This window comes from Halocella sp. SP3-1, from assembly GCF_003953885.1.
GTDB classification, from domain to species: Bacteria; Bacillota; Halanaerobiia; order Halanaerobiales; family DTU029; genus Iocasia; species Iocasia fonsfrigidae.
In genome coordinates this window covers 3,656,403-3,670,933 of record NZ_CP032760.1, presented here as the reverse complement: position 1 = coordinate 3,670,933, position 14,531 = coordinate 3,656,403, and the positions used below count along the sequence as shown (strand labels likewise).

General features: G+C 32.3%; 11 protein-coding genes. 9 read left to right on the top strand and 2 right to left on the bottom strand.

Annotated elements, in window-relative coordinates:
- Positions 1-203 precede the first annotated feature (203 nt).
- Complete coding sequence (locus D7D81_RS17570) at positions 204-1,778, top strand: response regulator transcription factor (protein ID WP_125991322.1); 1,575 nt, start codon at positions 204-206, stop codon at positions 1,776-1,778.
- Positions 1,775-3,535, top strand: a complete 1,761-nt coding sequence (locus D7D81_RS17565; protein WP_125991321.1) for a sensor histidine kinase — start codon at positions 1,775-1,777, stop codon at positions 3,533-3,535. The genes D7D81_RS17570 and D7D81_RS17565 overlap by 4 nt, the downstream gene beginning before the upstream one ends.
- A 183-nt stretch (positions 3,536-3,718) precedes the next feature.
- On the opposite strand, the gene D7D81_RS17560 is transcribed toward D7D81_RS17565, so the two are convergent.
- Positions 3,719-4,105 (bottom strand): spore coat protein, encoded by a 387-nt coding sequence (locus tag D7D81_RS17560; RefSeq protein WP_125992335.1) that lies wholly within the window; start codon positions 4,103-4,105, stop codon positions 3,719-3,721.
- A gap of 91 nt (positions 4,106-4,196) precedes the next feature.
- Positions 4,197-4,532 carry a hypothetical protein gene (locus tag D7D81_RS17555; protein ID WP_205739271.1) on the bottom strand — a complete coding sequence of 112 codons (336 nt, stop codon included), beginning with the start codon at positions 4,530-4,532 and terminating at the stop codon, positions 4,197-4,199.
- A 730-nt stretch (positions 4,533-5,262) separates the two neighbouring features.
- Between D7D81_RS17555 and pcrA the strand changes: the two genes are divergently transcribed.
- From pcrA to D7D81_RS17520, 7 genes are all read left to right on the top strand, one after another.
- Positions 5,263-7,437: a DNA helicase PcrA gene (gene pcrA / locus D7D81_RS17550; protein WP_125991320.1), complete on the top strand. Its 2,175-nt coding sequence runs from the start codon at positions 5,263-5,265 to the stop codon at positions 7,435-7,437.
- Positions 7,438-7,547: 110 nt separating this feature from the next.
- Complete coding sequence (locus D7D81_RS17545) at positions 7,548-8,561, top strand: LacI family DNA-binding transcriptional regulator (protein ID WP_125991319.1); 1,014 nt, start codon at positions 7,548-7,550, stop codon at positions 8,559-8,561.
- A gap of 160 nt (positions 8,562-8,721) precedes the next feature.
- Positions 8,722-10,002 (top strand): extracellular solute-binding protein, encoded by a 1,281-nt coding sequence (locus D7D81_RS17540; RefSeq protein WP_125991318.1) that lies wholly within the window; start codon positions 8,722-8,724, stop codon positions 10,000-10,002.
- 96 nt (positions 10,003-10,098) lie between these two features.
- Complete coding sequence (locus D7D81_RS17535) at positions 10,099-10,986, top strand: carbohydrate ABC transporter permease (protein ID WP_125991317.1); 888 nt, start codon at positions 10,099-10,101, stop codon at positions 10,984-10,986.
- A 14-nt stretch (positions 10,987-11,000) separates the two neighbouring features.
- A complete protein-coding gene (locus D7D81_RS17530) occupies positions 11,001-11,834 on the top strand; it encodes a carbohydrate ABC transporter permease (RefSeq protein ID WP_125991316.1) in 834 nt (277 codons plus the stop codon).
- A gap of 313 nt (positions 11,835-12,147) precedes the next feature.
- Positions 12,148-13,422: an ABC transporter substrate-binding protein gene (locus D7D81_RS17525; RefSeq protein WP_125991315.1), complete on the top strand. Its 1,275-nt coding sequence runs from the start codon at positions 12,148-12,150 to the stop codon at positions 13,420-13,422.
- Positions 13,423-13,605: 183 nt separating this feature from the next.
- Positions 13,606-14,523, top strand: coding sequence for a carbohydrate ABC transporter permease (locus D7D81_RS17520; RefSeq protein ID WP_125991314.1), 918 nt, complete (start codon positions 13,606-13,608; stop codon positions 14,521-14,523).
- The last annotated feature ends 8 nt before the right edge of the window (positions 14,524-14,531 follow it).

Below are 14,531 nucleotides of genomic sequence, written 5' to 3'. Positions count from 1 at the left end.
TCTGGACATTTTAATAGAAAATGATATACTAATTTAAAGCTAACTATAATCATCAATTATTATTTATTCAAATTGTTTGAAAATTACCAAAAATAGTTAATTATATTTATTTTACAAGTACTAATGCTGGCAGTCAGGGAAGTTTTTGTAATGCTTTCTTAAAATAAAATAAGCAGAAAAATATTTAAGGAGTGGCATTGGTTATGAATAAAATTACAGTTATGATTGTGGATGATGAAAGACTTACTATAGAAGATTTTATTGATATGTTTGACTGGGAAACAAATGGGTTTGAGATTGTTGCAACAGCAAATAATGGTAGACAGGCCCTGGCAAAGTTTAAGCGAACACAACCACAGATTGTAATTTCTGATATAAAGATGCCTCTTATGGATGGAATTGAGCTTGTTAACGAAATAAGAAAATTGAATAGCAAAACAAAACTTATTCTGCTTTCTGCTTATGGTGAATTTGAATATGCCAGGAAAGCTATTAAAATTGGAATAGTGGATTATTTGTTAAAAAGTGAGATCAGCAAAGAAATTATTTCCAGAAAATTATGTGATATTAAAGATGAAATAATTATTGAAAAGCAAAATTATGGATTGATTAAGGAAAAGATTGTGCAGGATCTTCTGCAGTCAAATATTGATGGTCATTTTAATACATTTCAATATGATTCTAATGTTGAGCAACTTATATCTGAGAGGTATTATCATATTATTATTGAGCAGGACTATCCTTTGCCAATAGTAAAAGATATAGAGAAATTTAATAAAGTAGAATATAAGCAAAAAGTTATTGATATGTGTAAAGATTTTATCAGACAGGATTTTCATGTTAAATATGTTTGTTATTTAGAAGAAAATAGATTTCTTTTATTTATTGAGTCCTGTAGAAAACACTCCGAAAAGGACATTTATTTTAATCTTAGAAGTAATTGTATAAATTTACAAAAAAAACTGATAAGACAAACAGGAAATAATTATACTTTTTTTATTTCTTATAATATGTTTAACCTTGTTGATTTTAAAGAGAAGTATAGTGATTATAAAAAAAAATTAAAATTAAAATATTTACTTGGTAATGGGAAAATTTATGATATAAATAATTTAAAAGATGCAGATATAACAGAAAAAAAATTAATTGATATTTTAGATATAGAAGAAAAATTAAAATATAATAACGAATCCGGGTTTATAGAATATATAGATACTATTTTTGAAGAAATATCATCGAGATTAGAGTACAATAGATTATTACATTTTTCTAAATTGCTTTATAAAATATTGGAGCGTGAAACAGAATGTCTTTTAGCAACAACTCAATGCTCAAAAATTAATTTAAAAATTATGAGGAAAAATTGGATGAATGTATCTGATATTAAACAATGGATGAAAAATTCTTTTCGAACACTTATACAGGCGCGTTTAAAGGAGGGTCGAAATAGTTATTCTCAGGAGGTTATTAAAGCAATCCAGTATATATATCAAAATTATAAAGAGCGTGATTTAAGAATAGATGAGATAGCGCGTAATGTAGGATGGAGTGCTAATCGCTTAAGTGTTATGTTTAAAAAGGATACATCCTTAACTGTAAACGAATATCTAACAAAGGTTCGTATAAATAAGGCAAAAGAACTTATTTGTAAAGAAAAATATAAAATATATCAAATTGCTTCAATGGTTGGCTATGGTTCAAGTCAATATTTTAGTAAAATATTTGCTAAGGAAACAGGACAAACCCCGTCTCAATATAGAAAAAGAGGAAAAACATGAAAAAATGGAAAATGTCTCGAGTAGGAATCAAAATAGTAATTAAATCTACTATAATGTGCTTTACTATTTTTATTTTAACGCTTATTGTATCTTATATTATACTTATTCCTCCCTTAAAAGAGCAGACTGTTAAAACTGCTAAAGATGTTAACCGGCAAATTATGCAACAGGCAGATATTTTGTTTTCTAATATCAAGAATTATACCGAGACTATAGCTTATGATAGTGGATACAGAACTGCCTATCAAAACTATGCTAATACAAATTCTGAAAAGTATTATTATCGAGTATGTCAAAATTTGAATAGATTAGCTGGCATGAACAATAAGATAAGAAGCATAATAATTGAAAGCCAGGATGGAAAACAGCGTTTTACGTCAATTGTGCAGATAAATGACATGGATTTAAAATTATTAGAAAGTAACTGGTATATCAAATTACATGAATCAAAGTATGCTGATGGTTTTTCCGAAGGCTATCTTATTAAGGAGGAAGGAGGGTTTAGTTCAGAGATTTATACTGCTGCTTATTGTAAGAATTTTTATATGTTTGGCAAGTGGTTTACTGTTACTGCTTTTTTTAAATGCAATTATATATTGGATTTTTCTAAGTTGTTGGTTTCTAATATGTTAGACAATTATATGTGGACAGACCTTAACTACAAACCATTTTTTTTAAAGAAAGATGATAACTGGTCTGGATTTATTAAAGAACATATGGAAAATACTGAACATACGGATATTTCATCTTTTTGGAAAAATAATGGATATAATTTTGTACAATTTTCTGAAGAGAGTAATTGGCTCTTTGTTTCATATGTTTCGGGAAAAAATATAAAAAAAGATTATAGACCTTATTTTTGGATGATAATTTATATATTTAGTACATTATTCTTATGTATAATTTTTATTACTCCATTTATTATAATACCGATTACTAACCCGATAAGCCAGTTGAAAAATGTTATGTTGAAGGTATCTAATGGAGAGCTTGATGTAATGCCTACTGTCCAGACAGATGATGAAATAGGTGATCTTAGTATATATTTTAACAATATGGTATATGATTTAAAAATCAGTATTAATAAGCTTTTAGAAAAGGAAGAAATGGAACACCGTATGAAATATAATTTGCTTATTAGTCAACTTGATCCCCATTTTATCTATAATACAATGAACTCTATAAATATTCTAGCACGCAGGGGAAAATGTGAAGATATTATTGCAGTTAATACTGCACTTATAAAAATTTTACAGGACCGTTTACGGGTTAAGAAAATTGATGTATTTGATACAGTTGAACAGGAAGTGAATATGGTCAAACAATATATTATTATTCATAATTATCGGTATCAAGGAGATGTTAAATTTATCTGGGATATAGATGAAGAACTTTATAATTTTAAAATACCCAAAAGTATTATTCAACCATTGGTTGAAAATGCACTTTATCATGGAATGTTTGATGAAAATGGTAATGAAATAAATGGAACTATAAAAATTTCTATAAAAATGGAAGATGATAATATAATTATTCGAGTTTTAGATAATGGCATTGGCATCGAGCCTGCTAAACTAAAGGAGCTTAATTCTTCTGGTAGTATAGAAGCATTGAATTCAGAAGGAAAACATATTGGACTTGCAAATTTACGTGCACGTCTTTCCTATCTTTATAATACTAGAGATTGTATTTTTATTGAGAGCGAACCACAGCAGGGTACTTGTGTTACTGTGAAAATAAGAAAACCAGATAGATAAAAAAGCCTTAAGAAAGTCTGAACTGCCAGCTGGATACTAGGTTTTATATGGAAGAATGATTTACCTGTTAAAACAGTTAAAGCTGAATTATTAAATGATATAGTATCTAGCATGTTTTCATGATATGTTTTTGAATAAAAGGGTCTCTCAATTTAATTGAGAGACCCTGATTATATTATTTCACTAGATTCTCTGGTTATGGTAAGGATCCTGTTTGTTTATGTAATCGGAAAATTGTTGATGTGCTTGTTGAATATCTTGCTGAGCGGCGGTTTTAAAACTGTAAAAGCCGTGTTCAAACATTAAATTAAAAAGGTCTCTTTCACAATCATGGGTTTCATTTAGAATCTGAATAACATCATTATAAAGCTGTCCATGGCTTGCTTCTCTGGCAAAGACATTAAATCCGTCACTTAAATATTTTTCTGTGGCCAGGATATCATTAAGAAAATCCCGGTCATTCATATCTGGCCCACTCTGTTGTTGGATATTTGATTTTGGGTTTTGGATAGTCATCTGCTGGTTTTGCTGTCCTCTACTAGTATATTGTTGATTATATGGCTGGTTCATCTCGTTATGCTGGGTATAGTGATCTTGGTTAACGCCATACTGGCCCCTTGACTGATAAAAATCTTGATTTTGATTAAATTGATTGTTTTGTTTATCCATTGTTAAACCCCCTATTGTGGTGATAGTTAGAATTGGCTGGGTTAATATGTTTTAGTAGTATTTTATAGTGTTTCTGGTGTATCTGACCAGCCTGATTAATATGCTGCTTTATTTGATTATTCCTACATTCATTGGCAAAATGGCGGCATTTTTTCATGGCCAGTAGTTCCCAGGATAAGGCATCCTGTAAATATGATAGGTCTTTAGTAGTAATATAGGAAGGTGGTTTTGACATTCTTTCCTGTGTCTGTTGATTTCTTTGCTGATGTTGCTGGTATTGTTCTTGGTTATATTCCTGTGTAGGAGTAAAAGTTGTATGTTGATCCATTATTTCACACCCTTTTTTTTATTTACTATTATTATGTAACAGATTTAAACAAATATTATTCCAATTTATTACAGAACAAAGACTTTCTCTTAAAAATCACTAGTATGAGTAATCCTGAAGGCCAGTATAGACTGATATTTTCCCAGATTATTTCCTCTAGTTTTAGATTGTATATTATACTGATAATAATTAAGGTCAAACCAGTGAGAAAAGGCCAGTAAATATGAATGAATTCCTGAGAAGATGTTTTTTTACAACTAATAGCAAAGATAATTAAAAGGGTGATTCCCAGTATAGAGATGATTAATAGTTTATTACTGATAAGACTAATCAGCTTATTAGCTATTATTATCTGGGCAATCCCTGTGTTAGTAAAAATAAAGCCGGCAAAGAGATTAGATAAATTCTGATCATTAAATTTGTAAAGGGACAGGAGAATAATGCCTATGTACAGGAGAAAAGGATCCCCCGGGCAGAAAGACATGTTTCTATATAATAGGTATAGTGCGGTGTTGATTATTAATGAGGTGGGAAAATTTAAGGTAGTTATTTTCACAATAAAAAAACTCCTTTCTAATTATTCAAAGGTTGATTATGTTTTTTCCAATATAGTTTATGATCTGAAAAAGAAATAAGTGCAGGCAGGAGTTTGTCTGCAATTATAGAATAATATAACTTGTATATTGAAAATAAGGTCTTTTAATGAATACAGTAGCTAGGAGTGATTTTTGTGGATGATGATGTAATTTTAAAGGGATTGAATCCAGAACAGCAAAAGGCAGTAGAACACCTTAATGGTCCACTACTTGTCCTGGCCGGTGCGGGAAGTGGTAAAACAAGGGTTTTGACCAGACGGATAGCCTATCTTATTGATCATTATAGAGTGTCTCCCTATAATATTTTAGCAGTAACCTTTACCAATAAGGCTGCTGAAGAGATGAAAGAAAGGGTGGCTAGTTTACTGGACAGTCTAGGGGGGACTATCTGGGTTAGTACTTTTCACTCCTTTTGTGTAAGGATACTCCGGCGTGATATTACTAAAATTGGTTATAGTGATAATTTTGTTATCTATGATACCTCTGATCAGAAGACAGTTGTGAAGGGTGTTTTTAAGGAGTTAAATATTGACCCCAAAAGAACTAAACCAGCCGCTGTACTGGCTGAGATTAGCCATGCTAAAAATGAACTTATCTCTGTAGAAGAGTATCAAGCGGGTTCAGGGGATTATTTCAGTCAGATTTCAGCCCCTGTCTACCAGCGTTACCAGGATAGATTAAAGGAAAACAATGCCCTGGATTTTGATGACCTGATTATGAAAACTGTTGATTTATTTAGAGAATATCCCCTGGTGCTGGAGCATTATCAGGAGAGGTTTAAATACATTTCGGTTGATGAATATCAGGATGTTAATACTGCCCAATACCAACTGGTGCATTTGCTGGCAGCAAAATATAGAAATCTATGTGTGGTAGGTGACCCTGACCAGGGGATTTATGGTTTCCGCGGTGCTGATATTAAAAATATCCTGAACTTTGAAAAAGACTATACTGATACAAAAATTATTAAATTGGAACAGAATTACCGCTCTAAGGAAAAGATACTTGAAGCAGCTCACAGTGTAATTGCTAATAATATCTCCCGTAAAGAAAAGAAACTATGGACAGACAGGGGAGAAGGAGAAGATATAAATCTCTATGTGGCCCAAAATGAGAAGGATGAGGCGTCATATATCTGTAAATCTATTGGGGAATTATTAGAGAGGGGTTATAATTATGGAGATATTGCTATTTTATACAGAACTAATGCCCAGTCAAGGGCTTTAGAAGATTCTTTAGTTAAATATGCTATACCATATCAGATTATTGGGGGCTTACGTTTTTATGACCGAATGGAGATTAAGGACATATTGGCCTATTTAAGGGTAATTTATAACTCGGATGATGATATTAGTCTACAGAGGATTATTAATCGACCCAAAAGGGGTATTGGTGATGGAACAATAGCAAAACTTGAGAGGTATGCCTCAGAGCAGGGGATAAGCCTTTACCAGGCTGGTCTAAGGGCTGAGGAGATTACGGATTTAACAGGTGCTTATCAGAAACGGGTAAAAAATTTCTTTTCTATGATGGAGGAGTTCAGGGAATATGCCGGGGAGAATACTGTTGATAGGTTAACAGATAAGATTTTAAAAGAGACATCCTATAAGGGCCAACTAGAAAAGCAGGGGACAGTTGAAGCAAAAACACGGTTGGAAAATATCCAGGAGCTTTTTTCAGTGATGCAGGAGTTTCTAAATAATGGTGAGGATAATAGTCTGGCAGGGTTTCTGGAAGAGGTGTCATTAATATCTGATGTTGACACTATGGAAGATACAGAGCAGTTTATTGTCTTAATGACATTTCATGCTGCTAAGGGTTTAGAATTCCCGGTGGTATTTATGATAGGTATGGAAGAGGGTATCTTCCCACATGCCAATTCCATGTTTGAGGTTGAGGGCATTGAGGAAGAAAGGAGGCTCTGTTATGTAGGTATTACCAGGGCGATGGAGAAATTATATCTGAGTAGGGCCAGAGAGAGGATGAGATTTGGTGAGTATCAGGCAAATCCCCCTTCTCAATTCCTGCAGGAAATTCCTGATGAATTATTGATTGAAAGGGACTCAATCTTTAATATTGATAAGGTTGATGAGGATCCTAGTAACGATAAAGTTGTAAGTACTGATAAAAATAGACATGCTGCTAAGCGGCAAAACTATAAGGTTGGGGACAGGGTGCTTCATCCGAAATGGGGCATTGGGGAAGTTCTGGAGATAAACAATGAACGTTCACTGGAATTAAAGATAAAGTTTTCCCGTGGGAAGGCCAGAACTCTTCTGGCTGAATATGCCCCTATACAAAAAGTTTAATGTATATTTTTTAAAAAAATTTAAATAAAAGAAGGAATTTTTAAATTTGTGTAGAATATAAATTATATTACATAACAAAACCGGTTTTGCAAGGTGAAGGTGAGCGGAAAATGGCGACAATCAATGATATAGCTAAACTGGCCAATGTTTCTAAATCTACTGTTTCAAGGGTTATTAATAATTATCCTGATGTAAATGAAAAAACAAAGCAGAAGATTATTAAAATTATGCAGGAGAATAACTACTGGCCGAACACAATGGCCAGAAGTCTTTCTACTAATAAATCATATACCATTGGCATGTTTGTCCCTACAAATCTGAATAACTTTTTCTTTCGTGAAGTAATACAGGGAATTGAGTATACTTTGGGAAAGCATGGTTATGACCTTTTATATTTTACACATCAGAAGACAATGAGATTTTATATGGATACTGGTATAAAGTTTAACTTTGTCGAAAAGAGTTCTGATAAGAATGTTGATGGAATAATTATGCTTGGTTTTAATATGAAAAATATTGCTAGATTTAATAATTTAATTAAATCAAAAATACCAACAGTTTTTATAGATGTAAAGTTAACAGGTGAAAGGGCTTCATATATAATTTCAGATAATGAAAAAGGGGCTATTAAGGCAGTAGAATACTTAATCAGCCTGGGGCATCAAAAAATCGGTTTGTTATTGGGTCCTGAAGAGGTAAAACCTACCCAGGATAGGTTAAGCGGCTGTAAAAAGGTTTTTGAAAAATATGGATTACAGGTCAAAACAGACTGGCTTTATCATACTGAATATACCCTGGAAGATGGTTATAAATCTATGAAAGAAATACTAACTATGACGGATAGGCCAACAGCTATTTTTGGAGAAGATATGATGGTTATTGGTGCTATCAGGGCAGCTAGGGATGCTGGATTAAGTGTTCCTGAGGATATTTCTTTTGTAGGTTTTGATAATATTGAGTTAAGTTATCACTACAATTTAACTTCTGTTAATCAGGACCAGTATAAGATGGGAGAAGAAGCTTCAGAGTTACTTATGAAAATAATAAATGAGGAAGAATTTAATCCTATTGTCTTACCAGTTAATTTTGTTGAAAGGACATCCTGTCGATATTTAAAAAATTAGTTTTTAGAAGTTAATTTTACCCCTTCCCAAAACCGGTTTTGTATTTACTGAACATTCTAAAGGGAAGTAATATTACAACTGATGATTAGGGAGGTGATGGTTAAAATATAAGATTCATGAAATGATCTTTGTCTAAACAATTTAAAGGAGGAAAAAAGTAATGAAAAAGAGTTTTGTCCTACTGGTTATAACTTTGTGTCTGGGTGTTGTCTTTAGTAATATGGTGCTGGCCGATAATATTACTTTGACATTATGGGATATAAGGACTGAAAGTGATACTAGCCGTCCGGCTGTAAAAGATGCTATTGCCCGTTTTGAAGCTGCCAACCCTAACATAAAAATTAAGCATGTTCCAATTACTAATGATAATTATAAGACTAAAATCAGAACTGCCATGGCTGCTAATAATGAGCCTGATATTTTTATGACCTGGGGGAGTTCAAGTCTTGAAAAATATGTTAAGAATAATAAGGTTTATAATCTTACAGAACATATGGATAGTGACTGGTTAGCAAGATTCCCTGTCGCTGCCCTTGAATTAGGGAAAGTTGATGGGCAATACTATGGTGTACCGGTTACCAATATGACAGTTGCCTTAGTCTGGTATAGAAAAGACTTATTTAATAAATACGGATTAAAACCACCGAAAACTTATGAAGACCTGCTTAATGTTGCAGAGACATTTAAAGATAATGGTATTACTCCCTTTACCCTGGCAAATAAAACCAAATGGACCGGTTCTATGTATTTTGTATATTTAGTTGATAGAATTGGCGGCCCTGATGCCTTTAAAAATGCCCTAAACAGGACAGGTGCTTTTAATGATGAACCTTTTATAAAAGCAGGAAAAGTAATACAGGAGCTAATTAAAATAGGTGCTTTTCCTAAAGGTGTAAATGGTATGGATGAAGATACTGCTCAGTCCAGGGCTATGCTGTATGCTGATAAAGCTGCCATGTATTTAATGGGTAGTTGGACTCTTGGGTCAATGAATAATGAAAATCCAGAATTAATCAATAATGGTAAAATAGGATTCTTTAATTTTCCAGCCTTTAAAGATGGCAAGGGAGACCCAAGTAATTTAATTGGAACCCCTGGTGATAATTATTATTCAATAACACAAAAATGCAGATATAAAGATGCTGCCGTTAAATTTCTAAAATACCTGACTGATCAGACTATGGCAGAAAAGCTGGTTGAAATAGGTAATATACCACCATTAAATGGTGCTAAAGATAAAATCAAAGACCCAATATTAAAGGGGGTATATGAACAAATACAGAAGGCGGCATATGTACAGCTGTGGTATGATCAGTCATTACCACTTGAATTAGCCCAAGTTCATTTAAATACAACCCAGGCTTTATTTGGTTTACAGATGACACCTGAAGAGGCAGCAAACAAGATGGAAGCTGCTGCTAAAGAATATTATGAGGAATAACTGTTTAAAATGTTTAGTTAACTAACTACCTATCTTTCAATAGTGAAGGGGATATATCCCCTTCACTATTTACAATAATGTATAGAGGAGGATTTGATGAAAAATTTAATCCATTCAAAAAAATTTGTAGTTTTTATATTTCTACTACCAGCTTCTTTTTTTTGTATTATATATTTAGTAGCACCTATTCCTTTGTCGGCTTATTATTCATTTTTGGAATGGGATGGTATGGGAAAGGGTTTTTTTATAGGCTGGCAAAATTGGACTAAATTAATACATGATGAAATTTTCTGGATCTCAGTAGCTAATAATTTTAAACTTGTTTTTCTTTCTTTAATAGTACAGATACCAATGGCAATACTATTAGCTCTTTTTCTTAGTTCAAAATTAAGAGGAACTAAAATATTTAAAACCATTTTTTTTGTACCAATGTTGCTTTCCTCAGTAGCTGTAGCTTTTCTTTGGCGCTATATGTATGATCCTAATTTTGGGTTAATAAATAATTTTTTGAATTTAATTGGTTTTAATAAATGGGCTCTCTCCTGGTTAGGTAATCCTGATATTGCCTTTTATTCTGTAGTCGCCCCGGTTTCATGGCGTTTTATCCCTCTTTATATGATTATTTTTATGGCGGCAATTTCTGGTATTCCAGAACAGTTATATGAAGCTGCCAAGATAGATGGTGCTAATTCATTGCAAGTATTCTGGAGAATTACTCTGCCTCTCTTACGGCCAACTATTATCAGTGCTGCTGTTCTTATTATTGTCGGTTCACTAAAATATTTTGCTATGATATTTGCTTTAACAGGTGGTGGTCCAAACCATGCTTCAGAATTAATGGCTACTTATATGTATACAAAGGCTTTTACAGAGTTAAGGATGGGTTATGGTAGTACAATATCACTGGCCTTGTTTATTATAGCCTTTGTAGTATCTATTGTCTTTTTGTATATTACTAACTTAAGAAAAGGAATCAATGACTAAAGGAGGGTGGAAGAATGATTACAAAAAATAAACTAAGTAAAATTATAATATATTTATTTTTATTAAGCTGGTTAATAATAACAGGTTATCCTTTAATTTTTCTTTTACAGAATAGTTTTAAAGGTAATCTTGAGTTTTTTACAAATCCAGTCTGGTCTTTACCAGCTTCTTTTAATTTAGAGAATTATATTCATGTTGGTATAGGATCTGGTTTTTATCGTTATTTTTTAAATAGTATTTTTGTTTGTCTTGTTTCAGTAATGATAATTATTTTAGCTTCATCAATGGCTGCCTATGCAATTGCCAAATTAAAATTTAAATTTAGTAACCTGGTATTTATTCTATTTGTGGCTGGTATGATGATCCCTATACATTCCACTTTAATCCCTGTTTATAAAATGACCTTGTCATTGGGTTTATATGATAATCTAATAGGTTTGATAGGCCCTTATGTGGCTTTTAGCCTGCCGGTTTCAATATTTATTCTTACTGGATTTATCAAAGAGATACCTTCTGAGCTTGAAGAAGCGGCAGTTATTGATGGTGCCAGTTATTATAAAATATTTGGTTCAGTTATAATGCCATTAGTAAAACCAGCTATTTCGACTATAGCAATTTATAATTTAACTATGTTATGGAATGAGTTTGCTTATGCACTTGTTTTGACTTCTAGTCCAGAGAAGAGGATTTTAACCTTAGGTTTATTTGAATTTCAATCAGCCTATGGAATGGATATACCCAAAACATTAACGGCACTATTACTATCGGTCTTACCTTTAATAATTATGTATATATTCTTTCAGGAAAAAATTATTAAGGGCATGACAGCTGGGGCTTTGAAGGGGTAGTATTTTTAATTATAAAAACAATAAAATGTGAAAGATCTTACTAAAAAAATTTTGGGAAAAAGAAGGAATTTTGTAATTTATCAAGAATATATATAATGCAAAACCGGTTTCGAAAAGTGGGCAGATGACCAGGAGTTTTCTATTTAATATATTTTCAGATAAACCAAAACCGGTTTTGGTAATCAAGAAGTTGTAAGGTTCTAATGTTATAGGGGGGTGAATAGGGACAATTTATATATAGAAAAGTTATAATTAGTTGTTTTTTAGTTGAGGATATGTGAAAGTGAATTAAAATAAAAGGGGGACTAATTAAATGTATAAGAAATTTTTAATGATTTCTATGGTCGTTTTGTCAATTCTATCTTTATCAGTGACTAGTTTTGCAGCAAAAAAAATTGAATTAAGGATGTCATGGTGGGGTTCAGAGACAAGGCATAGAAATACATTAGAAGCAATTGAACGGTATGAAGAAATGAATCCAGATATAGATATTATACCAGAATATTCAGGATTTGAAGGATACAGGAATAAGCTGTTTTCACAGATAATGGCTGGTAATGCACCTGATATTTTTACAACTGTAATGGAATGGTACCCGGATTTAGAAGACGCAGATGGCATGGTGGATATTACTGGAATGGTAGATGTTAGTGGTCATAACCCTAAATATGTAGAGGCTTGTTCTTTTAATGGGAAAATGTACGGTGTTAACCTATCTGTTAATGGAATTGTCTTAAACCAGAATGTAACTCTCCTTAAAGAACTGGGAGTAGAGCCATTAAAAGCACCTTATACATGGGATGACATGGTAGCTAAATTCAAAGAAGTTTATGAAAAATCTGATGGAGAAGTTTATGGTGCCCCTGATTTTACAGCTAATATTGAGGGTATGGGTTTCGATATATTAAAATACTATGGTTATTCTAAATTAGGTTATGAAGATGCTTTTCCTTTCAATAACGAGAAATTTACTATTAAAAAAGAAGATATTCAAGACTTCTTACAATTCTTTGTTGACCTAAGGGAGAGTAACGCTGTAGCTCCTGTTGATATTTCATCAATGAATGATTTTTCAGCTAATTCGTTACTAATACAACGTGTAACTGCTTTTGAGATTAATTTTGCAGGAACTTTCGGAAGGTATCAAGACCAAACTACTGATGATTTACAACCAGTACCATTACCTGTTGGAGAAAATGGAGAAAACGGAGACCTTGCTAGACCTGGTTTAATATTCTCAGTTTCTAAAAATTCTAAGCATGTAAATGAAGCCACCAAATTTATTGAATGGTTTACTACTAGTCCGGAAGCAGCCAAAATATTGAAGAATTGTAGGGGAGTTCTACCCACAGATGTACAGCGAGCCACCCTCTTAAAATCTGGAGCACAATTAAATGACATTGATAGAAAAGTTATGTCAGTTGTAGATAAAATTCTTGAAAGAGATTTAAAAATGGCTTATGCTGGTCCAGGTGGAAATGGAGAATTAGGACCTATTATTCTACCTGAAATTAGCCAGATGATTGGTTTTGGGCAGATGAGTGTAGAAGAAGGTGCAGAAGAATTTATGAACTCTATTAATGACTAATTAATTTTCTTTATTAATGGATTAATTTGAGAAATAAAATTAAAATATGGGTTTGTATTAACTATAGGCCCATATTTTAAAAAAAAACAAACTGTTAATTAAAATAGTCTTATGGTCTTTAATTAAAAAGGGAATTATACTGTTTAATTATTTTTAAAGAATTACATTAGAAGGATGGGTGTTATGAAAGCTAATATTATAAATAACAGGTCTATGTCTATAAAGAACAGGAATAAGCGCAAAGAATATATGATAGCCTTTCTATTTCTTGCTCCATGGTTGATTGGAATAATAATCTTCACTCTTTGGCCATTTATTAGTTCATTTATAATGTCGCTGCAGAAGACTAATTTATTTTCATCAACATTTATTGGGTTAAAAAATTATAAAGAACTATTTAGTGATAGAAAGTTCATCAAGTCATTAAGTGTCACACTTAAGTTTGTATTTATTTCTGTTCCCTTGAAATTGTCTTTTGCTCTTTTTATTGCAGCAATTTTAAATGATAAAATAAAGGGAACAAATTTCTTTAGGAGCGCTTTATATCTACCTTCACTAATTGGGACCAGTGTAGCTGTTGCAGCTATGTGGACACAGTTGTTTGGGGCAAGGGGATTGATTAATAATGTTCTGGAGGTTTTTGGTGTCCAGGGGAAAAGTTGGATTGCCAATCCTTCAACTGCATTATATGTACTTGTTTTACTAGTTGTCTGGCAGTTTGGTTCATCAATGGTTATTTTTTTATCTGGGCTTAAAAATATACCTAGTTCCTTATATGAAGCGTGTGAAATAGATGGTGGTAATAAGGTTCAGCGTTTTTTCTATATTACTCTACCGATGTTATCTCCTGTTATATTATTTAACCTGATATTACAGACTATCAGTTCTTTTCAAATTTTTACACAGGCCTTTATTATTACTCGCGGTGGACCAATAAACGAAACACTCTTTATGGTACTCCATATTTATAATAAGGCATTTTTGGCTTCAGAAATGGGTTATGCCAGTGCATTATCCTGGGTACTATTGCTGGTAATTTTAGTTGTAACCGGACTAATATTTTTCACATCTAAACATTGGGTTTATTATGAGAGCGAATAGGAAGGAGA

Bases quoted from the DNA above. Each gene is read 5' to 3' on its own strand.
- D7D81_RS17570 (WP_125991322.1), top strand. From the start codon at position 204: ATGAATAAAATTACAGTTATGATTGTGGATGATGAAAGACTTACTATA.
- D7D81_RS17565 (WP_125991321.1), top strand. From the start codon at position 1,775: ATGAAAAAATGGAAAATGTCTCGAGTAGGAATCAAAATAGTAATTAAA.
- D7D81_RS17560 (WP_125992335.1), bottom strand. From the start codon at position 4,105: ATGAACCAGCCATATAATCAACAATATACTAGTAGAGGACAGCAAAAC.
- D7D81_RS17555 (WP_205739271.1), bottom strand. From the start codon at position 4,532: ATGGATCAACATACAACTTTTACTCCTACACAGGAATATAACCAAGAA.
- D7D81_RS17545 (WP_125991319.1), top strand. From the start codon at position 7,548: ATGGCGACAATCAATGATATAGCTAAACTGGCCAATGTTTCTAAATCT.
- D7D81_RS17540 (WP_125991318.1), top strand. From the start codon at position 8,722: ATGAAAAAGAGTTTTGTCCTACTGGTTATAACTTTGTGTCTGGGTGTT.
- D7D81_RS17535 (WP_125991317.1), top strand. From the start codon at position 10,099: ATGAAAAATTTAATCCATTCAAAAAAATTTGTAGTTTTTATATTTCTA.
- D7D81_RS17530 (WP_125991316.1), top strand. From the start codon at position 11,001: ATGATTACAAAAAATAAACTAAGTAAAATTATAATATATTTATTTTTA.
- D7D81_RS17525 (WP_125991315.1), top strand. From the start codon at position 12,148: ATGTATAAGAAATTTTTAATGATTTCTATGGTCGTTTTGTCAATTCTA.
- D7D81_RS17520 (WP_125991314.1), top strand. From the start codon at position 13,606: ATGAAAGCTAATATTATAAATAACAGGTCTATGTCTATAAAGAACAGG.